Here is a 22,863-nt window from a genome sequence, read left to right as displayed (position 1 = left end):
CGCGGTTCACGGGCAGGCGCGCGGAGCCGCGGGAACCGTCTCGGCCCGGGTCGGAAATGTCTGAAGGAGTCACGCCCGCATCAAACCGTTACCCGGTTAAAAAGACAACCCGGTTACACATTGATACACTGCTCACATGACCGAGCCGACAGGGCTGCGCGAACGCAAGAAGGCGCGGACCCGTGATGCCATCGCCGACGCGGCGATCACCCTGTTCCTGGCGCACGGATTCGACCAGGTCTCGGTCAGCGACATCGCCGCGGTGGCCGAGGTCTCCAAGCCCACCCTCTTCCGGTACTTCCCCAGCAAGGAGGACCTGGTACTACACCGGTTCGCCGACCACAACGGCGAGGCCGCGCGCGTCGTACGCGACCGCGGGCCCGGCGTCTCCCCCGTGACGGCGCTGCACCGGCACTTCCGGGCCGGCCTCGATCGCCACGAACCCGTCACCGGCCTCAGCGACCACCCCGCGGTGGTGGAGTTCCACCGCCTGGTGTTCACCACCCCGAGCCTGGCGGGACGGCTCACCCAGTACATGCTCGATGACGAGCACGCCCTCGCGTCGGCCCTCGATCCGGGCCCCGATATCCGCGCACGGCTGCAAGCGGCCCAGGTCCTCGCCGTCCAACGGGTCCTCGCCCGCGCCAACTGGCAGAAGATCGCCGACGGCCGCGCCGCCGACGACGTCCACCCCGAGGCCGTCGCCGACGCCGACCACGCCTTCGCCCAACTCCGATAACGGGCTCCGCGAGCGCCGTTCGGTCAGTCGCCGTCCGGCCGCCACAGCCAGCGGAGGGCGTCGGGGAGGAGGACGCCCGCGTGGTTGGGGGTGTGGGGGCCGTCGCCGAGGACCAGGCGGAAGTCGTAGCCCGCTTCGGCCAGGGCGGCCGCGACGCGGAGGTTCTCGGCGAGCCAGTTCCGTTCGGGTTCGTTCCACCGCAGGTCGCGGTGGCCGGCTTGGAGGAAGACGCGCAGTGGCTTGCGGGGGGTGTCGGGGAGGAGCCGGGGGTAGGGGTTGCCGTTCGGCATCTGCGTGAAGCTGGAGAGGTAGCCGATGACGCGGCGGAACCTGTCGGGCCTGAACCAGGCCGCGGTGAAGGCGCAGTTGCCGCCGCTGCTGCCCCCGCAGATGCCCCAGCGTTCCGGCTCCTCGGCGATGGCGTATCGCGCGGTGACCTGGGGGATGATCTCGGTCAGCAGGAAGGTGACGTAGCGATCGTCGAAGGCGTCGTACTCGTGGTTGCGGTTCTTCGGGGCCTCGGTGTCCGGGAAGACGCCGGGGTCGACGAACACGCCGATGGTGGGCGGGATGTCGCCGCTGTGCACGAGGTTGTCCAGGACCGTCGCGCCGCGCACCTGCCCGTCCGGGTCCAGGTACCACCAGCCGTCCTGGAACACCATCAGCGACGCCGGCGACGAAGGGTCGTACCGGCTGGGCACGTGGACCCAGAACTTCCTTACGGTGCCCGGGTAGATCGCGCTGCCGGTCCAGTCGAAGGCGATCGTCTCGCCGGTGGGCACGCCCGGCCGCACCACCGAGTCGGGACCGTACGCGTAGCGCACGTCCGACTGGTCGAGCGGAAGCGGCCGGTAGGGAATCTCGCTGCTCACCCTGGGCACCCTAACTCCGTTGCTCCGCAAGGGTGTACGGGGCGGGGGCGGATCGGGTCAGCTCGGGGGGACCCAGGAGAAGTCGTCCGCGGGAGTGCGGGCCGGGGAGAGCCAGCGCAGGTAGGGGTCGGCGAGGCCGAGGGAGCGGTCGTGGTGCGGGGCGGCTCCGCGCAGGCTCGCCCCGACCAGGTAGAGGGTGTTGCGGCGGGCGAGGGGACCGCGCAGGGCGGGGATGTCGAGTCCGGTGGTGGCCAGCAGCCCTGGCGCCTCGGCGAACACCCAGGCCACCGGGCGCCGTTGGGCGGCCTGCCGGAGTTGGGCGACGAACGCGGTACGCGCCTGGGCGGTGAGGTAGCTGAGCAGCGACGCGGTGAACACGACCACCGGCTCGCGGCCCGGCAGTTCGCCGAGGATACGGGCGGTGTCCGTGGTCGCGTCGCCCCGCACGACGCTCGCGGCTGCCGTGGACGCCGCGAGGGCGAAGGCGCCGCGCAGGGTGGCGAGTTCGGCGGTCTGCTCGGGCCAGACGAACGCCTCCAGCCAGGCCCGGGCGCCGGGGTCGGACAGGTCGATCGGGTGCTGGTCGACGCCGAGCCGCCGTGCGATCGGCGGCACCGCTCGGAGGAAGCCCGCACCGCACGCGCCGGCGCCGTTCACCTCGCCCCGCACCCGGCCCCGCCCCTCGCTCCCCACCTCGCCCCGCGCCCCGCCCCACACCCCGCTCCACTCCTCGCCCCTCACCTCGCACGACACCACGACCCGCGAACCGTCGCACCCGGTCGCCGCCTCCCCGTCGAACCGGTAGTCGTAGCGATCGAAAAGCAGGTTCAGCCCCGCGCTCGCGCCGACCTCGACCAGGTGCACCGGCCCCGGCCAGTGGCGTTGGACGTGATCGACACCGAGCCGCAGCGCGACGCACCGGCGGATCTCGTTCGTCTGGGTGGACCGCTCCGACAGCAGGCGGGCCAACTCGTCACGATGCCGGCGGCAGAACGCGGCGAACGCCGGCACCAGTTGGCCGTCGACCGCCCGGCTCCCCCCGTGGATCGGGTAGTACGCGGCCAGCTCCGAGCCCCGGCCGCTCGCCAGCAGCCGGTTCACGGCGGCGAAAAGAAGGCTGGGCCGGCGCTGGTCCTCCGGTGCGTCGAGCAGCAGCGCGAGCAAGTCCCCGTCACCCACGACGCCTTCGCTGAGGGCCGCGTACACCGGGGAGCGCCCGGCGCCCTGGATCGCACCGAAGACCCCGAACAGCCGCCGCAGCCGCCCGACTTCGTCCTCGCGCCGAGGGTCACTCACGCCAACGCACCCGCCCCGCTCCGGCGCCGGTGTCGCACACCGACACCGACACCACCGCCGAGGTCCACCGCCGACGCCCACCCCGCACTCACTCCGACGCGGCCTCTTCCGCCTCCCCCTGGAACCCGGCCTTCTGGTCGAGCATAGGCGCAGCCGTTCCGCGGCCGACCTGGTGGTCGGAGCGCAGTTCGCGGAGCCTGCCGAGGATGTCCCGCATGTTCGCCATCGGAAGTGCCTGGACCAGGCCCGTCATGTCACCGCCGCCGATGTACTCGGGGACCTGGAACTGCGCGAACTCCCGCACGATCCGGATGACCGCGGCGTTCTCCGGACCGAGCGCGTCGATCTCGGCCCGCAGCTCCGCCTCCAGTTGCATGGCGATGCGCCTGCGCTCCTTCCGCGCCTCGATCTCGTCGATCTCGTCCGCGGTGCCGGCGCCTTCGAGCTTCGCCACCAGGAACCGGTTGTTCATCTCGGCGAGGAATTCCCGCTTCATCGCTTCGTTCATACTGGCGTCCTCGGGCTGGAACTCGCCCAGCGTGGTGCCCTTGGCCTCGACACCCCACACCAGCAGGGCGTTGCGGACCTGGGCGGTGAGGTCGGTGCGCGTCTCGGCGTACCTGCTCAGGAACTCCTGGATGGTGGCGGCGGCGGCGATCTGGCTGAAGTAGGACTCCACCGTGGCGCCGAGGACCCGCTCCACGAACCGCTGGACCGGCGCCGGGTTGTGGGACAGTCCGCCGATCCCCGAGGTGGTGCCGCCGAACTGGCTGACGAGCACCGGCGCGATCCGCTCCGGGATCTGGAGGCTCTGCTTCATCTCCACATGGACCCGGTGGCCCTGGATGGTCACGGTGATCTGTTCGAGTTCGGCGTCGTAGTTGCGCTGCGCCTCCGCGCCGGTCTTCTTGGTCCACTCCAGGATCAGCAGCCGGGTCGGGATCAGCATGACCCTGACGAACCAGGGGTTGAGCGCGCAGACGGCACCTTCGCCGAGCGTCTCCTGCTGCACACCGCGACGGCCCCCGGCCGCCAAGAACACCCACGGCAGCCGGAAGCTGCCGTGCCCCTCCACCCGCGGCGCCACGGTCTCCGCCGCACCGTCCCGCGGGGGTTCGGCGCCGTCGAGGGTGACCACCACGCCGGTCGCACCGATCGGGATGGCGATCTCCTGGAGGCTCTCGACGGTGAGGCCGTCGCGGGACTCCCGCACGTTGGCGACGGTGGTCACCTTGAACAGGGCCGGGTTGATGTCGTAGTAGGCGCCGCCGCCGAGGATCGCCAGTTGCCGGCCCTGCTCGCCGCCACCGGACAGGAACGCGTGTCCGTCCTGGAAGCTGTTGCACTCCACATGCCTGCCGAACGGCCGGTGCGGTGGCCGGATGCCGCCCGCCCTGGCCTCCACCACGCCCACCGTGCCGGGGGGTACGTACGTGCGCGGCTCGGTCTCCACGGTGAAGAGCATCGTGTTGATGTAGTACGACTGGCCGCCCGCCAGCGTGTTGGCCTGCCGGCCCTGCTCACCGCCGCTGAGCAGGAACCGCGGCCCGTCCTGGAAGTTGTCGCACTCCACCTGCCGCGCGAGCGGCTGGCCGGCCGGACGGCTGCGGCCCTCCACCGCCATGACCACGCCGATCCTGCCCTCCGGGATGTCCACCCTGGGCACGATCTCCACCGTGTACAGACCGGGGACGAGCCAGCTGGAGCCGTTGGTGGGCAGCACCCGCGCCTGGAGGCCCCGCTTGTCGAACGGGGTGACCCGCCTGAACACGGGATCGGACGGTCCGAACCGCCGCCGGACGATGCCGACATGGCCGGGCGGTACCACCACGCGCCCGGTCACGCCGACATACCCGGCGCCCGCGGCCAGGAGCACGAGGATGACGATCGCCGTGATCATTGCAGTGTTCCCCGTTCGTCCAGGCGTAGGTGTACAGCCAGCGCTGTGGCGCTCCACTGGTCGTACCAGTCGGCGACGTGCTCGTTCTGCGGATTGCGGAGCGTCGGGAAGAAGCCGGCGCGGCGGCCGGGCCCGGCGCGGTCGGCGAACTCCTGGTAGCCGGCCGGCACGACGTCGTCGATCGCCCGCCGCCAGCCGCACGCCACCGACAGGTTCAGGAACTCCGCGTGCCGTCCCTTGCGGACCCGCGCGAGGCCGCGTTGGACCCGCAGCCCCTGCCGGTCGTGGGTGTGGCGCGCCCACACGGCATCGACCCCGGCCAGCAACTCCGCCGGGAGGCCGTGGGCGTCCCGCACCCGCAGCCAGCCGTCGCCGGCCCGGTTCGCGGCCTCCAGCAGCAGCGAGGTGGTCAGCAGATCGGCGTGGGTGTACTCCTTCTCCGCCAGGTACGTGTCCAGGCGGCTGAGTCCGGTGGCCGCCGGCACTCGCACGGTCCGGACCGAAGGCCGGGTCGGCGGCTGCGGGAGGACGGCCACCGGGTCCACCTCGGGACCGTCCGGCGCACCGCCCTCCGGCCCGGCGGCCACCAGCCGTTCCAGCAGGGCCAGTTCGCCCTCGCCGAGTAGCCGGCCGTCCCGCGCGTCGACGTACCACGTGTTGGCCAGGTGGAAGTTGCGCTCACCGTGCAGCAGGATCGGCACGAACGGACGCCCGTGCTGCTGACCTTCGAGGATCATCCGGGTCACGTCGTCGGAGTCCTGCGACTGGGGCGACATCAGGACGACGATCCCCACCGCGTACCGCAGTTGCCGGCGGACCGTCCAGAAGTGGGCGTCGCCCGGGCGTAAGTCGCCGATCGACCACACCGGCAGCCCGCCGGCGCGGAGTTGCCGCACGAGTTCCCCGGCGTACTCGGCGTCGGCGCCCGCGTAGCAGACCACGAAGGAGTGCTCGGACGGTTCGGTGAGCGGGCGCGGCGGCGCCGGCTGCGACGCCGCGAGGTTCTCCTCGGCCGCCGCCACCCGGTCGGGCGCGGCCTCGCCCAGGATGACGGCGGCGATCTCGTCGACTTTCTCGTCGTACTGGTGTCCGGCGATCTCGCGGAAGTCGCGCCAGACGCGGTTCGCGGCGAAGGGCGGAAGGGCCACGTCGCCTATCAGCACCGGAATGAAACGGAGTTGACGTTCCGCGGAGGCGAGGGCGAGAGCGGCGTACTCCTCCATGACGCGCGGTGAGCCGACGGATTCCGGGCTGATGATCGCTATTCCGTGGGAGGCGCTACGGATCGCCGCGTCGAGTCGGTGCACCACCACGTCACCGAAGCTCAGACTCCATCGATCGAGGAAGATCCGGATGCCGGGCCGGTTCAGCCGCTTGGCAAACCCCTCGGCCCATTCGCTGTCCCCCGGCGCGTGGGAAATGAACACGTCGATCACTCCGCCGCCCCCCTGCCCGCTACACCGCAAGCCTGACCGCCCTCCTCCTCCATGGTAGGAGGAAATCGGGCAACCCGGTGGTTCCCAAAGGAAATTCAGCGGCGGAGTTCGGCAGGCGCCGCCACTCATCCACCGAGCCGGCGCACGCCCCGGCCGAACGGTCAGGAGCCCGCGCCCAGTTCGGTCGGCCGCAGCGCACGGACCAGCAGGTCGACCCGCGTCTCGTACTCGGCGTCGCCGCAGGCCAGATCCAGCGGCACCCGAATCCGTGCGAAGGGCGGCAGCTCCACCGGCTCGGCCAGCACCGGTATGAAACGGCGCCCTCCGGAGTGCACCCGCTGGAGCAGGGCGGCGTATTCGTCCATGATCCGCGGATCGCTCGTCGTCGCCCGGCTGAAGATCAGTACGCCATTCGCCGAACCCAGGAGCGCGCGCTCCTTCTCCAGGATTTCCACCAGCCCGGGGCCGATCCACTTCGCCAGGAAGATCCGCAGCCCGCGGAGGCGTAGTTGTTCGGCCAGACGCACGGCGTGCGGCTCGTCGGCTTCGGCGTAGGAGATGAACACGTCGTAGGAGGAGCCGAGTTCGGAAGGGGGCGCGGAAGCGTCAACTGCCGGTGGCGCCGGGGGATCATGGCGGCGCCGTATTTGACCCCTGAGAGTGACGTAGGTGAAATACGTCGCCACCACGCCAGTTGCCATCGCGGCAACCGCTACGAGCAGATTCGCCCAAGCCATCAGCCGAGCGTACTGGAGTGGCCCCGAGCCCGACCGCGAAAAGCGTCCACCCATCCAGTAGGCCGCCGCCCCATCTCCGCCGCCTCGCCTTGCCCGAGCGCCCCCGGGGGCGTCCGGGACTCACACGGCCGCGCCGTGCTCGCGCGTCAGCCGCCGCACCTCGGCATCCTTGAACGCCCGCACCTCCTCCACGATCCCGCTGGCGGCCAGTTCGTCGACCGGGACGCAGTGGTCCATGCGCTGGATGCAGACGCTCACCATGTAGACGCCTTCTTCGCTCATATACAGGCGGATGCCGTAGTAACCCTCCTGGCAGTCCGAGTCGTTGTTGAACCGGCACGATGCGCACGTATCCGGGAGCCGCACGGGCAGCAGCCGCTTGACGTAGACCGCCCGCCCACCGAGTGCCCGGTACAAGGTCCGTTCGTCGGAGGTACCTGCGGTGAACGTCCGAAGCACCGGTTCGGCCCCGACCCTGTGCAGGACCTCGGTGATCGCGGCGGTGGAGTCGGAGCTACGCTCGATGTTCGTCAGCATCCGCACGTCGGCGTACTGCCCGTGGGACTCGATCAGGTGGACCACGCGGTCCACGTGCCCCACGTCCGGCACCACGATGTTCACGGAGGCTTTCACGCCGTGCGACACGGCTTCCCGGATGGTCTGCCGCGCTGCTCGGATCTTGATCTGGGCGAGGCCGGCAGACCTCAAGCGCTCGGACTGGACCGTCTGGAGCTCTGCGGCCGTGGTGCCGAACACCGAGACGTTGATCCGGTCCAACCCTGCCCCCGAACACTCTTGCATGACCTGCGGCCCGCGCTCGCCGTTGCTGGTCATGCCGACCACCAAGCCCATGCTGGTGAGCCCGGAGATCAGGCCGGACACCTCGGTGTGCAGGGTGGGTTCCCCGCCCGTCAGATGTACTTCGTCGGCGTCGAAAGCCTGGGCCACGGCCTTGACGGCGCGCCGGAACGCCATGCCTGGAACCATTTTCGCGGCGAGGAACGAGACGCCGATGGTCTCGGCGTAGATGGACACGCGGCCTGTCCTGCCCGGGCCTGAGAGGATCGGAAGCAGGGGGCGGCCCCGGTAATCGGCCGTGACGAGCGTTCCCTCGTTGTGGCAGAAGGTACAGGCCAACCCGCAGTCGTCGATGATCTTGATGCGGATGGCCTTGTCCCGCACGATGCGGACGGGCGTGCGCGGGGGCGTGAGCGAAGTCATGGCCACGGAGGTCTCCCCCCTCATTCGAAGGTGAGCCGGGGGATCGACTCGATGTCGATGCCGTACCGGCGGTAGACGGCGGTCGTGTTCTCGCTGGTGAGTGCGTCCACGGGCAGCCCGAGGGCCTCGGCCACGCGGTGGACGTGGCCGCCGCTGTTCCCCTCGATCTCCAGGTAGGGAGGGATGCGCGGCCAGTGGTCGAGCTCGACGGACGCGCCGAGCACCGACCAGGACGACCGCCGGTTCTCCTGGTACGCCTTCGGAAGGTAGCCGAGCTTGCCGAGAATGGCGTGCGTGGCGTCGAAGTCGCTGACCGCCGTCTCGGTCTCGCGGACCCCGTCGATCGCGTCACTCAGGATCTCCTTCACGCACAACGTCGCGGTCTCCCCGTTGTCCCTCAGCCGCACCCACGTCCCGGACCTGCCCGGGATGTCGTAGACGTAGCGCCGCTGGAGCCGGTCCCCGACGTGCTCGGCACCGGCTTCCAGCAGCCTGGCGCGGATCTCGTCGGGGTCGATGCCGAGAAGCTTCGCCTCGAACTCGATCGCCGTCGTACCCATATGCATTACCTCCTGTGGATCGGGACGGTGCACCCAGAACACCACGGTGATCGGCTGACTCACGGTCAGCTCACGTACCGTGCAAGACCTTTGCACGCTGTGCAAACAGTCTCGACGCCCACGCCGTGACGCGTACCGTGGAACCGCCCGGTTGTGCGGCATGTGGGAGGGTCTGGTGTTTGTCGACCCGTTGTGGAACAGCGCGAGAGCACGCGAGTTAGCCGCGCAGCGGCGACTGGGCGCGCTGATCCGGCTCGGGCGCGAGCGGCGGGCTTGGACCCAGGCCGCCCTTGGCGAGCGGCTCGGCTGTTCGCCGGCCACGGTTTCCCGGCTGGAGCGGAGCACGCGGATCGTCGACCTGGTACTGGTGCAACGCGCCGCCCTGGAAGTGGGCGTTCCCCGACACGTCCTGGTGACTTCTCTCGCGCCACCTCTCGCGATGGCCTCGGCGGACACTAAGGTGACGCGCAGGTCGTGTGCGCCGCCGTATGATGCTCACCGCCACGGCGGCTGCCGGACCGGCCGCTTTGCTGATGGGGCTGGACGAGGCCCTGGCGGATACTCCGGCGCCGCGGGAGGCCGGGCCGTTGGACGTACGGTTGACCGCGGCGCGGACCTTGTATGACAAGGGCGCACACCGGAAGTTGCTCGGGGCGCTGCCGGGGCTGTTCGCGGATGCGCACGCGGCCGCCGCCTCACGGCGTGAGCTGGATCAGGCCAGGCTCGCCGCCGTTTACAGCCTCGCCTCCGCCGTACTGGTCAAGCTCGGCTGGTACGAACGCGCACGGCTCACCGCGGACCGGGCCCGTACCTGGGCACAGATCTCCGGTTCGCCCCTCGCGACGGCCGCCGCCACGAGGGAGTTGGCGATCGTGCTGCGCCACCAGGACCAGAGCGCCGCCGCGCAGCGGCTCATGGCGTCGGCAGCCGCGAATGTGGAGGCGACCGGGCTGCGTACCGATGCGGCGGCGGCCGCGTACGCGCAGATGCTGTGCACCCTCGCCTACACCTCTGCGCGGGACGGACAGCGTGGCGAGGCACTGGCGATGACGGAGGAGGCCCGCCGCACCGCGCGGCGGCTGCCCGCGACCGTACCGGTGGGCCAGCTGTTCCCGATCAGCAAAGCAGCGGTCGACCTGTACACGGTCAGCGTGCACTGGGCACTCGGAGACGCGGGCGCCGCGCTGGAGGCTGGGCGGAACCTCCGCGCGGACCAGTTCCCGACGGCCGAGCGGAAGGCCCGGATGGGTACGGACATGGCACGGGCCTGGTGGGCGTGGAACCGGCCCGAGCAGGCCGCCCGCGCGCTGCTGGACGCCTATCGGGCCAGCCCGGGGGAGGTCCGGGACCGACCCGCGATCCGCGGCATCGTCCGTGAGCTGGCCGACCGGCACCCGCGCACCAGCGGCGTGAACGAGTTGCGCGCCGCCGTGGCGGGGGTTGCGTAACCGCCTGCCCGGGCACGGTCAGACGGTGGGGAGTTCGCCCGCGCGGACGGCACGGACGAACGAGGTCCACGCGGCGGCGGAGAACGTCAGCTGCGGTCCGCCCGGGTCCTTCGAGTCGCGTACGGGGACGACCCCGGAGACGTTCGGAGCGAACTCGACGCACTCGCCACCGTTGCCGTCGCTGTAACTGCTCTTCACCCAGTTCGCGGCATGGAGAGCGGGGAGGGTGCTCATTGGCTGTACTCCTTCATCACGTCGCGGATGAGCTGCAGCGACTCCCTCGGCGGCATCGCAGCGGCTCGCAAGCGATCGTACTGCTGCTGGGCAGCCGAAACGCCAGACGCGGAGTCTTCAACGTGTCCATGCTGCATCGTCTCCGTGTAGAGCTGCGTGTCGCCCTCCGCCGGCGTCAGAAGGATGAACATGGATGCGCCGCCAGGCACGCCCTGGTTGAACGGAGAGACCTGGACAGTGACGTGCGGAGACTCTGCCTCGTCGAGCAGACGGGCAAGTTGACCTGACATCACATCGCGGCCGCCGATCACCGTACGCAACGCTGCCTCGTGCAGGACAACCCAGAGCAGAGGTTGCTCAACCCGTTGCCGCAGCGCTGCTCGACGCGCGAGACGCGCCTCAACTAGCTCGTCGGCCTGCTGCTTGTCGTCGCGCGGGTGGACCTGACTGAAGATCGCCGTCGCGTACTCCCGTGTCTGGAAGATGCCCGGGATCACCACTGGCGCGTAGAACAGCATCGCCATTGCGTCCCGCTCCAGATTGACGTACGGGATGAACCAGCCCGGGTGGCCGCGCTCGCTCACGCGGACCCGTAGGCGCGCGAAGAACCCGGGCGTACCGAAGATGCGGTCGCACGCTTCCGCGAACTGCTCGGACGCGAGGAGCTTGCCGCTCTCCACGCGGGTGACGTAGGGGCGTTCGTACCCCGTTTCCGCAGCCAACTGGGCCTGGGTCATCCCGCGTTGCTCCCGGGCGAACCTGACCTCCTGGCCGAAGTAGGCGGCACCGTCCTGGCGTTGGGACATGCGTGTGGGCATGTGCTCCCTCCTCGCTCTGAGTTCGGGCCCCTTTGGAACCCGTTTTTCGCTGGCGAAGGTACCGGTCAGACGCGACGCTGGAAACACAGAGCGAGGGCGTGAACACGGAGAGGCGACCGTCATGCCGTACCCCGAGGGGACCTGGGTGGTGGACACCCGCACCGGCGACCTGGGCGAGGTGATGCGCAGAACCCCCGGGCTGCTGTCGCTGAGCCGCCTGGGCAACCGGGGGCTGTGGGCGGCGGAACCGTGCAGCGTACGGCGGGCGCGGCCCTCGGAAGTCGCCTCGGCGGAAGCCGCTTCCGGGGTGTGGGAGGGACGCGTGGGGAGCCCGGGGGGCGGCACGGAGGGCGAGCCCTTCACTCGTACGTATGAGCACGCGCGGGCACTCGGAAAGCTCGCTCCGGAAAAAATCGCGCAGAAAGGGAAATTGCAGATGGAACCCACCACGATGGACACCACCGCGCTGACGTTGCCGGACGGCCCGAGGAAGGGCGGCACCGCCTTACCGGTGACCGGGGCGCCGCAGGCACGTGAGTGGAGGATCACCACGACCAGCCGGCACACCGTGAGCGGGTATCTGCCGCCGTGGGCGACGGAGGACCCCAGCGAAGTGGACGTGCCGATCGAGCACTTGGCCGCGCGGCTGGTGGACGTGCACCACTACGCCGACTTCGAGGGCCAGATCGTACGGAACGCGCGGCGCACCGGGCACGACGGCGCCGAACCCGCCGACCTGCACGTGTTGTGCGGCAGCATCGACTGCCTACCGTTCGCGGCGGACCCGGACCCGCGCGTGCCGACGGTGAACGTCAATCTCACGCCGGAGTGCTGGCTGAGCGACCTGGGGCCGGACGACGTGCTGCGGTTGGTGGCCCAACTGCGGTCGCAGGCCGACCGGTTGGCGTACGAGGTGCACCCGGCGCTGGTCGCGGCGCGGGCGGACTGGGCGGCGGCCCACGGGGACGGCGCGGACGCCGTGGCCGTCCACCTCGCGGGGAGCCGCGGATGAGCGCCCACCTTCGTACCGGCGTCGACAACTCCGGTGTGCCCGCGGTCCCTTACATCACGACGTGGAGCGCGGAGGACCGTACGGCCGGGGCGGTGACGCTGCGGCCGGACCGGTGCGGCATCGCGTACCTGGACGAGACGCCGCACGACCGGGACCGCGAGGGCGCGTTGTGGCTGCGCACGGGGCTGGCGCGGGGGCGCGGCCGGCCCAGGTTCGGCGCGGTGCATCCGGCGCGCCAACGGCGGGCGATGCGGCTGATGTTGTGCCAGGTGTGCGCGGGGCCCGCCGACCGGGACGAGCGCGGGGTGCTGTGGCTGCTCGGCGACGACCACGACGACTGGCCGGGCTGGCCCGAGGAGATGGGCGCCACCCATCCCCCGGTGTGCCGCCCCTGCGCGCTCGCCTCGCTCCGCCTGTGCCCGTACCTGCGCCGCACCCACACCGCAGTCCGCGTCGCCCGGCCCCGACTCGGCGGCGTGCACGGCATGCTCTACGCTCCCCCGTCCGACCCCGGCGACCCGCGCCCCCAACCCCTCGGCCCCGCCCTCGTCCCCTACGACGACCCCCTCATCCCCTGGGTCCTCGCGTCCCAACTCGCCATGCGGCTCAGCCAATGCACCCTCGACGAGCTCGATGTCAGGCTTCCGGCGACGCGCGGATGAGTGCGGCCGGCTCCTCGTCGGTGACCTGCGCGGCCTCTTCGGAACGCAGCCGGATCGTGCCCACCCCGCGCCGGGCGACACCGGCCGGACAGAAGCCGTCCTTACGGTGAATTTCCTTGTACGGAAAAGGCATTGATGCCCGAGGCGGCCCGATTGCAGACTCTCCCGCGTCCACATCCACCAAGGGGGATCAATGATCAGGAAAACCGCAATCCGCACGATGGCGGTGGGGGCCGTCCTCGCCTCGGCGCTGGCCCTGCCGGTCGCGACCGCCAGTGCCTCAACCAGCTCGGCCGCCACGCCCGACACCATGAAACCGGCAGCGAGCGACTGCTGGTCGGTCAGCCCCACGCCCAACAATTCCGACGGCTACCTCAAGACCAACGGATCGTTCCACCTCAAGTCCGGGGTGGGCGCGGGCTGCTCGAACATCAATCTCTACGGATCAGGCACGGGCTTCTACGCCTGGTGCTACGTCAACAACCCGAGTTCCGGCATCTCGTGGGTCTACGGCCGCATCCAGGGCACCAGCTCGACGCGCGGTTGGTTCTCCATCGACAGCCTGAACTTCGTGTCCGGCAGCGTCAACTACTGCTGACGTCCAGCCCCACCCGGCCCGGTGCGCGTTGCCTGACATCAGGCAGCGCGCACCGCGCCGTCTGCAAGGGGAAAGGGCAGTTGCCGAGCGTGGCCGAGCGGATGTTCCGTGCTCCGGCGAGGTCTCACCCGCCCGGGGCGGCCTGCTCGGGTGCCTCGTCGAGCGCGGCGAGCACCGCGTCGCCGTTCGCCCTCGCCCACTCGGTCAGCATGTGGATCGGCTCGATCAACGTCGCCCCGAGCGCGGTGAGTTCGTACTCGACCCGGGGCGGCACCTCCGCGTAGGCGTGGCGGCTGACGAGGCCGTGCGCGGCGAGCCGCCGGAGCGTCTGGGTGAGCACCTTGCGGGAGATGCCGCCGATCAGCTCGACCAACTCGCCGTGCCGCACCGGGCCCTTGCTGAGTCCGTAGAGCACAACCACCGTCCACTTGTCGGCGATCAGCTCGACCGCCAGACGCGCCGGGCAGTCGGCGAGAAAGAGATCACCGGGGGGACCGAAACCGCTCATGGGACCAAAGGTACCTGCGGGTTCCGGTCGGAAACCTAGCCTGGGTGCTCCCCCCCTTCCGAGCCAGGAGAGTCATGCGAACCATCACCCAGCAGACGCTCGGCGGTCCCGAGGTGCTCACCGTCGTGGACACGCCCGAGCCCCGCCCGATTCCGGGCGAAGTCCTCATCCGGGTCAAGGCGATCGGGCTGAACCCGCTGGAGGCGCGCCTGCGCGCAGGCGAGTTCCCGCTGATCGGCCGGCCGCCGTTCGTCCTCGGCTGGGACATCAGCGGCGTGGTCCAGGACGCGCCGCAGACGTGGCGGCTCCGGCCCGGCGACGAGGTGTTCGGGATGCCGCGGTTCCCGCTGGCGGCGAGCGCGTACGCCGAGGTCGTGGCGGCCCCGGCGTTGCACCTGGCCCGCAAGCCGACGTCGCTCTCGCACGTCGAGGCGTCGGCGCTGCCGGTCGTCGGGCTGACGGCGTGGCAGGGTCTCGTCGACCTCGGCGACGTGACCGAGGGCGACCGCGTCCTCGTCCACGGCGGCGGTGGCGGGGTCGGCCACGTCGCGATCCAGATCGCGAAGGCGCTCGGCGCGTACGTGATCGCGACCGCCGGCGGGAGCAAGCGGGCGTTCGTCGAGGGGCTCGGCGCCGACGAGGTGATCGACTACACGGCGGTCGACTTCAGCGAGGCGGTCCGCGACGTCGACGTCGTGCTCGACACGGTCGGCGGCGACACCGCCGAGCGGTCGCTCGACGTGCTCCGCCCGGGTGGCCACCTGGTGACGGCGGTCGCCGAGGAGGACGCGGCACTCGCCGCCGCGTACGAGGCGGCCGGCCTCCGCTTCAGCGGCATCGCGGTCGACCCCGATCCGATCGCCCTGCGAGGGCTCGTCGCGCTCGTCGAACAGGGCAGGCTCCGGGTCCACGTGCAGGAGACGTTCCCGTTCGAGCGCGTCGCCGACGCACACCGGCTGCTCGACGGCGGCCACCTCCAGGGCAAGCTCGTCCTCACCGTCTGATCCCGCCGCGGGCCTGCCATGCTTCGGCCATGGGTTCCCCGCGCGGCACCGCTTCCGACACCTCGTGGCTCGGTACGCCGATCGACGTGCGACCGCTGTTCGCACCGGAGTCGGCGTCCCTGCTGGGCCTTCTCCGTACGCTGCGGCCCGCCGATTGGGGGAAGGCGGCGGTGCCGGGCTGGACGGTGCGCGATCTCGCCGCCCACCTCCTCGGCGACTACCGGGGCCGCCTCGGCTGGGCCACACCCGGCTTCCGGCCCGCCTTCGGGCCCGGCGAGACGCTGGAGGCCTTCATCCATCGCGTCAACCAGGAATGGGTCGACCTCCACGCCGACACGGACCCGGCGACGCTCGTCGGCGCACTGGAACGCACCGGCGCGCAGGTCGCCCGGCAGTTCGAGGGGGCCGACCTCGACGCCATGGGGCTGGGGGTGTCCTGGGCCGGGGCCATGCCCACCGCTCCCAACTGGCTCGACACGGCAAGGGAGTTCACCGAGTACTGGACCCACCGCCAGCAGATCCGCCATGCCGTGGGACGGGACACGGACACCGCGACGCGTCCCCTGGCGGCGGTCCTGGACACCTTCCTGCGCGCCCTGCCCCACACGCTGCGCGACACCCCGGCGACGGCGGGAACACAGGTCCAGGTGGTCATCGACGGCCAGTCCGGGGGCACTTGGACCGCCACGGCCACCCCCACGGCCACCCCCACGGCGACCGAGGCCGCCCGCTGGTCGCTCGCGGAAGCCCCCGCCGGCCCACCCACCGCATCCGTCCGCCTGGACCCGGAGACCGCCTGGCGACTGTGCTCACGCGGCATCGAGCCCGACGCGGCCCTGGCAGCCGCCCACCTCCAGGGAACTCCCCACCTCGCCCGCGCGGCCCTGCACATCGTGTCCATCGTCCGCTGATTCCCACGGAGATCCGCAGCGTCCGCCCATCGGACACCCCCGCCCAGCGGCGCCCCCAGGAGGCGGGCTCCTTATCGCCTTGCACCTCCCGGCGCCGCCCTGTTCCCTTCAGCATATGAACGCCCCCGACGCCGACCTCGAACGTGGCCAGTGACGTGCTGCCCTACGTCCATCGGGTCACCAAGTACGACCCCGCCGATCGGGACCGGGACGGCTCCTACATCGGCGGCGAGCCCGCGGTCAGCGACCACGGGCCGGTCGAGGCGGCCTACCTGGAGGCGGTCGTGGCCTTCGCCGAGGACACCGGGGTCGATCACCTGGCCATTCGTGAACCGGGGATCGGGCCGGGCTTCGTCGACTTCGGCGCCGAGCCGCCCATCGAGGGGCACGGACTGGCCGGGCTCTTCCCACCCGACCTCACGGGGTACCACGACGGCGCCGAGGTCCCGGTCACGGTGGGCCTGGCGCTGGTGCGGGCGATGCTCCGCGACAACGGCGCGTGGTGCCGCCTGGAGGTCGAGGGCAGGTTCAGCGTGCACGTCGGGTGGGACCAGTACCTCTACATCGGCAGCAGCGAGCCCTGCCCGCGGGCGTTGGACCGCACCCGCGCGCTCGGGCTGTTCCCGGAACGGCTCGACGCTTCCCCCTACGACGCCGACTTCGACGAACCCGGCGAACAGCGCCCGGCCGACGAGGACTTCTGGGCGCAGGTGCGGGATTGCGTGGCCGCCGGCCGAGCGGCGATCCTGGAGGAGACCTACGTCTCCAACGCCACCCGCTGGCACCGGCTCGGCGCGGAGGCCCTCGACGACGTCCGGGCCCGGCTGACCCCGCGCGCCCTGCTGGCCGTCTGGCCGGACCTGTCCACCGACATCCCCGCCCTCCTCGCGGAACTGCCGGACGAGGGCCTGATCGAGTGCGTCCGGGAGGACCAGGACGGCCTGATCACCAGCGTCGTCGCCGATGAGACCGACTTCGCGGGCATCACGGCATGGCTCACCGGCGCCCGCGCCGCAGCCGTTCTGCCCATGTACGTCGACGAACGCCACCCGCTCCTCACCGCGGTCCTGCCGGACGGCGACGGTGTCCTGCGGGCGCGCTGGGGGGCGTAGCCGTACGGGCGCACGCCGGACGGCGAAGTGGCCGGTGGGCGGTGGTACGTTCGGCGGGTGTGGGAGGTCGACTACTCGCCCGTGGGGATGACGGCGCCGGACGGGCCCGCGGTGCCCGCGGGGTTTCACGGGCTGACCGTGCGGACCCGGCTGGGGGTCGGGACGTACGACGCGGCGGCCCGCGCGCTGTTCGGGTGGGAGATGCACCGGGGCACCCCGTTGCTGGACGTGCCCGCGGGCACCCCGGACGCCGCGCCCGGGGTACGGGTGACGGTGCGGATGGGCCCGCTGCACGCACCGTGCCAGGTGGTGTGGACACTGAACGAGGCCGACCGCACGGGCTTCGCGTACGGGACGCTGCCCGGGCACCCGGAGTGCGGTGAGGAGTCCTTCGTCCTGCGCCGGCACCCGGACGGCTCGGTCGACTTCACGGTGCACGCCTACAGCCGTCCCGCCGCCTGGTACCTGCGCGCCGCCGGCCCACTCGGCCGCCTCGGGCAACGTGTGGCAGCCGACCAGTACGGCAGGGCGCTGCGCCGGGCGAGCCGTACGGACCAGCCCGCGTAGGGGTCGCCGGGAGCCAGGCGGTGCCGTCGGAGTTCGCGTGCCGCGTCCCCGTGGCCGACGGGCCAGGCGGCGGGCGCCTGTTCGGGTTCAGGCGGGGAGCTCACCCGTAGCCGCGTCGAGCGCCATCACACGGCCGTTGACGGAGGTGTACACGAAGCCGTAGGCAGCCGCCATATCGCTGCCCACCTTTTCCAGTAGTCCGGTGGACCAGCGCTGCGAGCCGTCACCGGTGTCGATGGCGTAGACGGTGCCGTCCTTGTCCTCGGTGCTGGCGACGAAGACCAGGTCACCCGCCAGTGCGATCTGCGTGGGGTACTCCTGACTGGTCTTCACCATGTGGCCCCACTTCCTCTTCCCCGTCGACGAGTCGAGCGCGTGGACCAGTCCGTTTCCCAGATCGTCGCCGCCGGTGAGGTAGATCGTGTCGCCCGCCGCGCGGATGCTCTCCCCGTTGTACTTGAGCGACCACTTCCTGGTGCCCTCGGCGGCGTGGAGCGCGTAGAGGGTCGTGGAGTCGTCGAGGACGTACACGACTCCGCCGGACACGACGGGTGGCTGGTCGAGGCGTGCTCCGGAGCTGAGCGGGAAGACCCACTTCTTGGCGCCGCCGGTTGCGTCCAGCGCGTGCAGGGCCTTGCCGCCGCTGACATACACGGTGCCGGCGGCCACCGTCAGAGCGCCGGAGTCCTTGTCCCCCAGCGGGTGGTCCCACAGCTTCCGCCCGCTGTCCGCGTGCACGGCGTACGCATGGCCGTACGCCGTGAAGTAGACGATTCCGCCGGCCACGACCGGCGCCTGGTCGGAGTCGCCGAAGGTGCAGAACCACTTCTTCCTGCCCGTCGCGTCCAATGCGCCCAGGCCGTACGTGCTGCCGACCTGCCCGGCCGTGTACACCGCCCCGTCGGCGGCCGTCAGGGGGTCGCTGAACCTGTACTCCCGGGAGAAGTCGGCGGGGCCTTTCCAGCGCTTGCGCCCGGTGCGCGCGTCCAGGGCGACGACGGTCTCCTCGGTGGAGACGTACAGGGCACCGTCGGCCACGGTGAACCGCGGCGGCCTGTCGTCATGGTTCGGACCCTCGATGGCGTACTCCCACGGGTCCACCTTCTTCTTGGGCTTCGGCGGGGTGTGGCCGCCGGTCTTCAGGGCGATCCCGATGCCGCCGGCCACCACAGCGGCCCCGCCCAGGCCCATCCACAGGACGCCGCGCCGCCCGAAAGTCCTGGGCGCCTCGGGTGCCGGAGCCCCGCCGGCCCCCGGCGGGGAGGCGGGCGGTGCGAACGGTGTACCCGTCTGGGTCGGCAGCTGGTGCGCGGGGGCGGGCGTACGAGACGGGGGAACGGCGGGGGCCATGGGTACGTCGGGAGCGGTCGGCGTCGGCACCCGCACCGGCGCCAGGTTCAGCGCCCGCAACTCGTCATGGACGGCGGCCGCCGACTGCGGACGGTCCTCCGGCTGCTTCGCCAGCAGCCGCAGCACCAGCGCGTCGAGCGCCGCGGGCACCCCGGTCCGCACCGAACCCGGCGTCCCGGGCGCCCTGGTGAGGTGCGCGGTCATCAGCGACACCGGGTCGCTCACCTTGAACGGCGGTTCCCCGGTGAGCAGTTCGTGCAGCACGCAGCCGAACGCGTACAGGTCGCTGCGCGCGTCCCCGGGGTGCTCCGCGAACCGCTCCGGCGCCATGTACGCCAGCGTGCCCATGACCTGGCTGGACTTGTCGGTGGCGGCCATGAAACGGGCGATGCCGAAGTCGAGGACCTTCACCTCGCCCTCACCGGTCAGCATGAGGTTCGCGGGCTTCAGGTCCCGGTGCACCACGCCCGCCTCATGCGCGGCGGCCAGCGCGGCCGCGGTCTGGGCGGCCCATTCGACGCTCACCGCGGGCGCGGGCGGGCCCTCCTCGTGCAGCACGACCGCGAGGTTCCGCCCGCTCACGTACTCCATCACGAGGTAGAGAGCGCCGTCGCTCGGGTCGCGGCCCAGGTCGTGAACGGTGACGACCCCGCGGTGGTTCAGCCCGCCGGCCGTGCGCGCCTCCCGGAAGAACAGGTCCGCGGCAAGGCCGTGCTGGTGGTCCGGTAGCAGCTTCACCGCCACCCGGCGCCCGATCACCCGGTCCCGGCCCTCCCACACCTCCCCCATTCCGCCCCGCCCCACGAACGCCACCAGTTCATACCGGTCCGCTACGACTCGCACCTCTACGTCCCTCCCGAGCGTTCCCCCGCCACCCCAACCACCCCGCACCGTAACGGAATCGCCCCGCCCCACGCGCCCCAACTCCCGTCCACCGCACCACCCCCGTGCCGCCGGGGAAGCCGAAGGGCCGGTCCGCGTGAGGCGCGAACCGGCCCCCGGCCGTGAACTCCGTTGCGCAGAGCCTCAGTTGCTGCGCCGCACCCCCGGGGAGACGACCAGGCGCTCGATCAGCCAGATCAGCCCGACCATGGCCAGCGCGAGCAGCGCGATCAGGGTCGCACCGCCCACCACCGTCGAGTAGTTGCGCTGGTAGAGGCCGTCCACGATGTACCGGCCGAGGCCGCCGAGGCTGACCGTCGCGGCGATCGCCGCGGTGGAGACGACCTGGATCGTCGCCGAGCGCAGGCCGCTGATGATGAGCGGGAGCGAGGCGGGCACCTCGACCTGGAAGAGGACCGCCATCGGCCCCATGCCCATGCCGCGGGCCGCGTCCACCGGGGCCGGGTCGACCGTGCGGATCGCCTCGTAGGAGGTGACCAGTATCGGCGGGACCGCGAGGGCGATCAGCGGGATCATCACCGGGACCAGACCGATGCCGAGCCAGAAGAACATCAGCACCAGCAGACCGTAACTGGGCAGCGCGCGGCCCGCGGTGGCGATCAGCGCGAGGGCGTTGCCGCCGCGCCCGGTGTGGCCGGTGATCAGGCCGATCGGCAGCGCGATGGCGGCGGCGATGGCCAACGCCTCGAAGGTGTAGCCGAGATGCTCTTCGAGGCGGTGCGGAACGCCGTACTCGCCGTGCCAGTGCGCACTGTCGCTGAAGAACACGTTCATGAAGTGGAAGATGTTCACCTGGCCGCGCCTTCCAGCTCGGCCGGACCGTCCGCGTGGTCGCCGCCCTCACCGGATTTGGCGGGTTCGACGGCGGAGGCGAGGCTCGCCCGGCGCGCGGCCTTGCGGCCACGCGGCATCCAGGGGGTGAGCAGCGTTCGCACACCGATCAGCAGCATGTCGATCACGACGCCGAGGATCGCGATGGACACCACCGACGTCACCGCGAGGTTGGACCGGTGGTAGGCCAGCGCGTCACCGAGCAGGTTGCCGAGGCCGCCCTGGTTGCCGATGATCGTCCCGACGCTGACCAGGCTGATGCTGGAGACCGTGGCCACCCGCAGCCCGGCGAAGATCGCGGGCACCGCCATGGGCAGTTGCACCTGGAAGTAGCGCTGGAAGGAATTGAAGCCCATCGCCTCGGCGGCCGCCAGCGTCTCAGGAGGCACCGATCTGACGCCGTCGACGATCGACGGCAGCAGGATCACCAGGCTGTAGATGGTCAGCGGGATGATCACGGTGGTCGCACTGTCGCCGGTGTAGTCGATCAGGAAGACGAAGAACGCGATCGACGGGATGGCGTAGAGGATCGTGGTGACCCACAGCACCGGCGGATACAGCCACCGGAACCGCACGCACGCCTGAGCCAGCGGCAGCGACACCGCGAGGCCGATACCGACCGGGATCAGGGACTCCTGAAGGTGCACGCCGATCAGTCCGGCGTAGGAGTGCTGGAGGTCGCTGGGAAGATCGAAGAATCCGTTGCCGCCGCTGCTCATGGGGCGACTCGCACCGCTTTGGAGTCACGGCCGGCCGGGCCGCTCCTGCCACCGCCCACCCCGCCGGCGCCCTCACGCTCCGCGTGCGCGGAGCGGATCGCCGCGCCGATGGTGGCCTGCGAGGTCACCCCGACCACCCGCCCGGTGTCGTCGACCGCGACCGCCCACCCGGTGGGCGAGAGCACCGCGCAGTCCAGCGCGTCCCGCAACGACTCGCGGCCGAACTCGAACGGCCGCCCGTAGCTGATCAGATCGGCGGCCGGGACGCCGTCGGCGCCGCCCGCGAGATCCTTCGGCTCGGCCCAGCCCAGCGGCTTGCCGTCTGCGTCGGTGACCAGCAGGTACGGGGTGTCGGCGGTGGTCCGCTCGGAGACCTGCGCGGCGGTGGAGTCGACCGGGACGACCGGCACGGTGGTGAGTTCCAGGCCGGCGGAGGTGAAGAACGACAGCCGCCGCACCCCGCGGTCGGTGCCGAGGAAGTCCTCGACGAAGGCGTCGGCCGGGTGGGAGAGCAGCTCGTCCGGCGGCGCGAACTGGGCGAGTTTGCCGCCGGTACGCAGCACCGCGATCATGTCGCCGAGCCGGATCGCCTCGTCGATGTCGTGCGTGACGAAGACGATGGTCTTGCCCAACTCCTCCTGGATGCGCAGGAGTTCCTCCTGGAGCACCTTGCGCACGATCGGGTCCACCGCGGAGAACGGCTCGTCCATCAGCAGCACCGGCGGGTCCGCGGCGAGCGCCCGGGCCACCCCGACGCGCTGCTGCTGGCCACCGGAGAGCTGGTACGGATAACGCCTGGCGAGCGAGGAGTCCAGGCCGACCCGCTCCATCAGCTCGGACGCGCGCTTGCGGGCCCGGCTCTTGTCCCAGCCGAGCATGCGCGGGACGGTGGCGATGTTGTCCAGGATGGTGCGGTGCTGGAAAAGGCCCGCATTCTGGATGACGTACCCCATCGACCGGCGCAGCGCGTTCACCGGCTGCTGGTGGATGTCGGCGCCGTCGAGCAGGATGCGGCCCGAACTCGGCTCCACCATGCGGTTGATCATGCGCAAGGTGGTGGTCTTGCCGCAGCCGGAGGGCCCTACCAGCACGGTGATGGAGCTGTCCGGTATCTCCAACGACAGGTTGTCGACCGCTGTCGTGCCATCGGGATACCGCTTGGTTATCGACTCGATCTGTATCAAAAGTCCGTGTCCCCTCCGGGATTGGGCATCGGTGCGGCCTGCTCCCGGGCACGAACGCACAAGCCGTCGCGGGCAGAGTCTAGACCGCGAGTATTACAGGAGTTTGGAATTGGCCAAGGCGGCTGGTCTTATGCCCCGCCACGACTGCACCATGTCATGCCGCACGACTTCCGACCGTGACGGTTCTCACGCTGGGTGACGACGGCCGGCCGTATCGCCGTACGGCCGGCCGTGCGTCCTG

At 71.1% G+C, this 22,863-nt stretch carries 24 protein-coding genes; 10 read left to right on the top strand and 14 right to left on the bottom strand.

Annotated features, from left to right (window positions below; translation table 11 throughout):
• The first annotated feature begins 136 nt into the window (after nt 1-136).
• Nucleotides 137-739, top strand: a complete 603-nt coding sequence (locus OG370_RS28825; protein WP_328469298.1) for a TetR/AcrR family transcriptional regulator — start codon at nt 137-139, stop codon at nt 737-739.
• A gap of 23 nt (nt 740-762) precedes the next feature.
• On the opposite strand, the gene OG370_RS28820 is transcribed toward OG370_RS28825, so the two are convergent.
• The 7 genes from OG370_RS28820 to OG370_RS28790 form a co-directional block, all read right to left on the bottom strand.
• Complete coding sequence (locus tag OG370_RS28820) at nt 763-1,611, bottom strand: alpha/beta hydrolase (protein ID WP_328469296.1); 849 nt, start codon at nt 1,609-1,611, stop codon at nt 763-765.
• Between the two features lie 57 nt (nt 1,612-1,668).
• Complete coding sequence (locus OG370_RS28815; protein ID WP_328469294.1) at nt 1,669-2,907, bottom strand: DUF2332 domain-containing protein; 1,239 nt, start codon at nt 2,905-2,907, stop codon at nt 1,669-1,671.
• An 88-nt stretch (nt 2,908-2,995) separates the two neighbouring features.
• Nucleotides 2,996-4,807 (bottom strand): SPFH domain-containing protein, encoded by a 1,812-nt coding sequence (locus tag OG370_RS28810; RefSeq protein WP_328469292.1) that lies wholly within the window; start codon nt 4,805-4,807, stop codon nt 2,996-2,998.
• Nucleotides 4,804-6,234 carry a TIR domain-containing protein gene (locus tag OG370_RS28805; protein WP_328469290.1) on the bottom strand — a complete coding sequence of 477 codons (1,431 nt, stop codon included), beginning with the start codon at nt 6,232-6,234 and terminating at the stop codon, nt 4,804-4,806. The genes OG370_RS28810 and OG370_RS28805 overlap by 4 nt, the downstream gene beginning before the upstream one ends.
• 170 nt (nt 6,235-6,404) lie before the next feature.
• Nucleotides 6,405-6,980 (bottom strand): toll/interleukin-1 receptor domain-containing protein, encoded by a 576-nt coding sequence (locus OG370_RS28800; RefSeq protein ID WP_328469288.1) that lies wholly within the window; start codon nt 6,978-6,980, stop codon nt 6,405-6,407.
• 120 nt (nt 6,981-7,100) lie between these two features.
• On the bottom strand, nt 7,101-8,201 hold the full coding sequence (locus OG370_RS28795; RefSeq protein WP_328474498.1) for a radical SAM protein: 1,101 nt from the start codon (nt 8,199-8,201) through the stop codon (nt 7,101-7,103).
• A gap of 20 nt (nt 8,202-8,221) precedes the next feature.
• Nucleotides 8,222-8,761: a class IV adenylate cyclase gene (locus OG370_RS28790; protein ID WP_328469286.1), complete on the bottom strand. Its 540-nt coding sequence runs from the start codon at nt 8,759-8,761 to the stop codon at nt 8,222-8,224.
• A 160-nt stretch (nt 8,762-8,921) separates the two neighbouring features.
• On the opposite strand from OG370_RS28790, the gene OG370_RS28785 reads away from it, so the two are divergent.
• Both OG370_RS28785 and OG370_RS28780 read left to right on the top strand, forming a co-directional pair.
• The gene (locus tag OG370_RS28785; RefSeq protein ID WP_328469284.1) at nt 8,922-9,386 is read left to right on the top strand and encodes a helix-turn-helix domain-containing protein; all 465 of its coding nucleotides are present in this window, start codon (nt 8,922-8,924) and stop codon (nt 9,384-9,386) included.
• A complete protein-coding gene (locus OG370_RS28780) occupies nt 9,295-10,209 on the top strand; it encodes a transcriptional regulator (RefSeq protein WP_328469281.1) in 915 nt (304 codons plus the stop codon). The genes OG370_RS28785 and OG370_RS28780 overlap by 92 nt, the downstream gene beginning before the upstream one ends.
• Before the next feature lie 18 nt (nt 10,210-10,227).
• On the opposite strand, the gene OG370_RS28775 is transcribed toward OG370_RS28780, so the two are convergent.
• Together OG370_RS28775 and OG370_RS28770 are read right to left on the bottom strand one after the other, a co-directional pair.
• Complete coding sequence (locus tag OG370_RS28775; RefSeq protein WP_328469279.1) at nt 10,228-10,443, bottom strand: DUF397 domain-containing protein; 216 nt, start codon at nt 10,441-10,443, stop codon at nt 10,228-10,230.
• Nucleotides 10,440-11,261: a helix-turn-helix domain-containing protein gene (locus tag OG370_RS28770; protein ID WP_328469276.1), complete on the bottom strand. Its 822-nt coding sequence runs from the start codon at nt 11,259-11,261 to the stop codon at nt 10,440-10,442. Before OG370_RS28770 ends, OG370_RS28775 begins: the two co-directional genes overlap by 4 nt.
• A gap of 121 nt (nt 11,262-11,382) precedes the next feature.
• Between OG370_RS28770 and OG370_RS28765 the strand changes: the two genes are divergently transcribed.
• The 3 genes from OG370_RS28765 to OG370_RS28755 all read left to right on the top strand — a co-directional run bounded on the left by OG370_RS28765 (nt 11,383) and on the right by OG370_RS28755 (nt 13,533).
• Nucleotides 11,383-12,273, top strand: coding sequence for a DUF6907 domain-containing protein (locus tag OG370_RS28765; RefSeq protein ID WP_328469274.1), 891 nt, complete (start codon nt 11,383-11,385; stop codon nt 12,271-12,273).
• Nucleotides 12,270-12,935 (top strand): hypothetical protein, encoded by a 666-nt coding sequence (locus OG370_RS28760; RefSeq protein WP_328469272.1) that lies wholly within the window; start codon nt 12,270-12,272, stop codon nt 12,933-12,935. Before OG370_RS28765 ends, OG370_RS28760 begins: the two co-directional genes overlap by 4 nt.
• Before the next feature lie 193 nt (nt 12,936-13,128).
• Nucleotides 13,129-13,533 carry a hypothetical protein gene (locus tag OG370_RS28755; RefSeq protein ID WP_328469270.1) on the top strand — a complete coding sequence of 135 codons (405 nt, stop codon included), beginning with the start codon at nt 13,129-13,131 and terminating at the stop codon, nt 13,531-13,533.
• A 124-nt stretch (nt 13,534-13,657) separates the two neighbouring features.
• Here OG370_RS28755 and OG370_RS28750 read toward each other — a convergent pair whose 3' ends face one another.
• Nucleotides 13,658-14,041, bottom strand: coding sequence for a winged helix-turn-helix transcriptional regulator (locus OG370_RS28750; RefSeq protein WP_328469268.1), 384 nt, complete (start codon nt 14,039-14,041; stop codon nt 13,658-13,660).
• A 74-nt stretch (nt 14,042-14,115) separates the two neighbouring features.
• On the opposite strand from OG370_RS28750, the gene OG370_RS28745 reads away from it, so the two are divergent.
• From OG370_RS28745 to OG370_RS28730, 4 genes are all read left to right on the top strand, one after another.
• Nucleotides 14,116-15,045 carry an NADP-dependent oxidoreductase gene (locus OG370_RS28745; protein ID WP_328469266.1) on the top strand — a complete coding sequence of 310 codons (930 nt, stop codon included), beginning with the start codon at nt 14,116-14,118 and terminating at the stop codon, nt 15,043-15,045.
• Nucleotides 15,046-15,074: 29 nt separating this feature from the next.
• Complete coding sequence (locus OG370_RS28740) at nt 15,075-15,956, top strand: maleylpyruvate isomerase family mycothiol-dependent enzyme (protein WP_328469264.1); 882 nt, start codon at nt 15,075-15,077, stop codon at nt 15,954-15,956.
• A 143-nt stretch (nt 15,957-16,099) separates the two neighbouring features.
• A complete protein-coding gene (locus tag OG370_RS28735) occupies nt 16,100-17,068 on the top strand; it encodes an RNA-binding protein (protein WP_328469262.1) in 969 nt (322 codons plus the stop codon).
• Nucleotides 17,069-17,125: 57 nt separating this feature from the next.
• The gene (locus OG370_RS28730; RefSeq protein WP_328469260.1) at nt 17,126-17,635 is read left to right on the top strand and encodes a DUF1990 domain-containing protein; all 510 of its coding nucleotides are present in this window, start codon (nt 17,126-17,128) and stop codon (nt 17,633-17,635) included.
• An 87-nt stretch (nt 17,636-17,722) separates the two neighbouring features.
• Here OG370_RS28730 and OG370_RS28725 read toward each other — a convergent pair whose 3' ends face one another.
• The 4 genes from OG370_RS28725 to OG370_RS28710 form a co-directional block, all read right to left on the bottom strand.
• A complete protein-coding gene (locus OG370_RS28725; protein WP_328469258.1) occupies nt 17,723-19,828 on the bottom strand; it encodes a serine/threonine-protein kinase in 2,106 nt (701 codons plus the stop codon).
• 183 nt (nt 19,829-20,011) lie between these two features.
• Entirely contained in the window at nt 20,012-20,662 is a 651-nt protein-coding gene (locus OG370_RS28720; RefSeq protein ID WP_402442639.1) for an ABC transporter permease, read from the bottom strand.
• Nucleotides 20,663-20,676: 14 nt separating this feature from the next.
• Nucleotides 20,677-21,438 (bottom strand): ABC transporter permease, encoded by a 762-nt coding sequence (locus tag OG370_RS28715; RefSeq protein ID WP_328469254.1) that lies wholly within the window; start codon nt 21,436-21,438, stop codon nt 20,677-20,679.
• The gene (locus tag OG370_RS28710) at nt 21,435-22,622 is read right to left on the bottom strand and encodes an ABC transporter ATP-binding protein (protein ID WP_328469252.1); all 1,188 of its coding nucleotides are present in this window, start codon (nt 22,620-22,622) and stop codon (nt 21,435-21,437) included. The genes OG370_RS28715 and OG370_RS28710 overlap by 4 nt, the downstream gene beginning before the upstream one ends.
• Nucleotides 22,623-22,863: the final 241 nt, after the last annotated feature.

It is taken from the genome of Streptomyces sp. NBC_00448 (genome assembly GCF_036014115.1).
Classification (GTDB): domain Bacteria; phylum Actinomycetota; class Actinomycetes; order Streptomycetales; family Streptomycetaceae; genus Actinacidiphila.
This window is presented reverse-complemented; position numbering and strand designations above follow the sequence as displayed.

Bases quoted from the DNA above. Each gene is read 5' to 3' on its own strand.
- OG370_RS28825 (WP_328469298.1), top strand. From the start codon at position 137: ATGACCGAGCCGACAGGGCTGCGCGAACGCAAGAAGGCGCGGACCCGT.
- OG370_RS28810 (WP_328469292.1), bottom strand. From the start codon at position 4,807: ATGATCACGGCGATCGTCATCCTCGTGCTCCTGGCCGCGGGCGCCGGG.
- OG370_RS28800 (WP_328469288.1), bottom strand. From the start codon at position 6,980: ATGGCTTGGGCGAATCTGCTCGTAGCGGTTGCCGCGATGGCAACTGGC.
- OG370_RS28795 (WP_328474498.1), bottom strand. From the start codon at position 8,201: ATGACTTCGCTCACGCCCCCGCGCACGCCCGTCCGCATCGTGCGGGAC.
- OG370_RS28790 (WP_328469286.1), bottom strand. From the start codon at position 8,761: ATGGGTACGACGGCGATCGAGTTCGAGGCGAAGCTTCTCGGCATCGAC.
- OG370_RS28785 (WP_328469284.1), top strand. From the start codon at position 8,922: ATGTGGGAGGGTCTGGTGTTTGTCGACCCGTTGTGGAACAGCGCGAGA.
- OG370_RS28780 (WP_328469281.1), top strand. From the start codon at position 9,295: ATGGGGCTGGACGAGGCCCTGGCGGATACTCCGGCGCCGCGGGAGGCC.
- OG370_RS28775 (WP_328469279.1), bottom strand. From the start codon at position 10,443: ATGAGCACCCTCCCCGCTCTCCATGCCGCGAACTGGGTGAAGAGCAGT.
- OG370_RS28770 (WP_328469276.1), bottom strand. From the start codon at position 11,261: ATGCCCACACGCATGTCCCAACGCCAGGACGGTGCCGCCTACTTCGGC.
- OG370_RS28765 (WP_328469274.1), top strand. From the start codon at position 11,383: ATGCCGTACCCCGAGGGGACCTGGGTGGTGGACACCCGCACCGGCGAC.
- OG370_RS28760 (WP_328469272.1), top strand. From the start codon at position 12,270: ATGAGCGCCCACCTTCGTACCGGCGTCGACAACTCCGGTGTGCCCGCG.
- OG370_RS28755 (WP_328469270.1), top strand. From the start codon at position 13,129: ATGATCAGGAAAACCGCAATCCGCACGATGGCGGTGGGGGCCGTCCTC.
- OG370_RS28750 (WP_328469268.1), bottom strand. From the start codon at position 14,041: ATGAGCGGTTTCGGTCCCCCCGGTGATCTCTTTCTCGCCGACTGCCCG.
- OG370_RS28745 (WP_328469266.1), top strand. From the start codon at position 14,116: ATGCGAACCATCACCCAGCAGACGCTCGGCGGTCCCGAGGTGCTCACC.
- OG370_RS28740 (WP_328469264.1), top strand. From the start codon at position 15,075: ATGGGTTCCCCGCGCGGCACCGCTTCCGACACCTCGTGGCTCGGTACG.
- OG370_RS28720 (WP_402442639.1), bottom strand. From the start codon at position 20,662: ATGAACGTGTTCTTCAGCGACAGTGCGCACTGGCACGGCGAGTACGGC.
- OG370_RS28715 (WP_328469254.1), bottom strand. From the start codon at position 21,438: ATGAGCAGCGGCGGCAACGGATTCTTCGATCTTCCCAGCGACCTCCAG.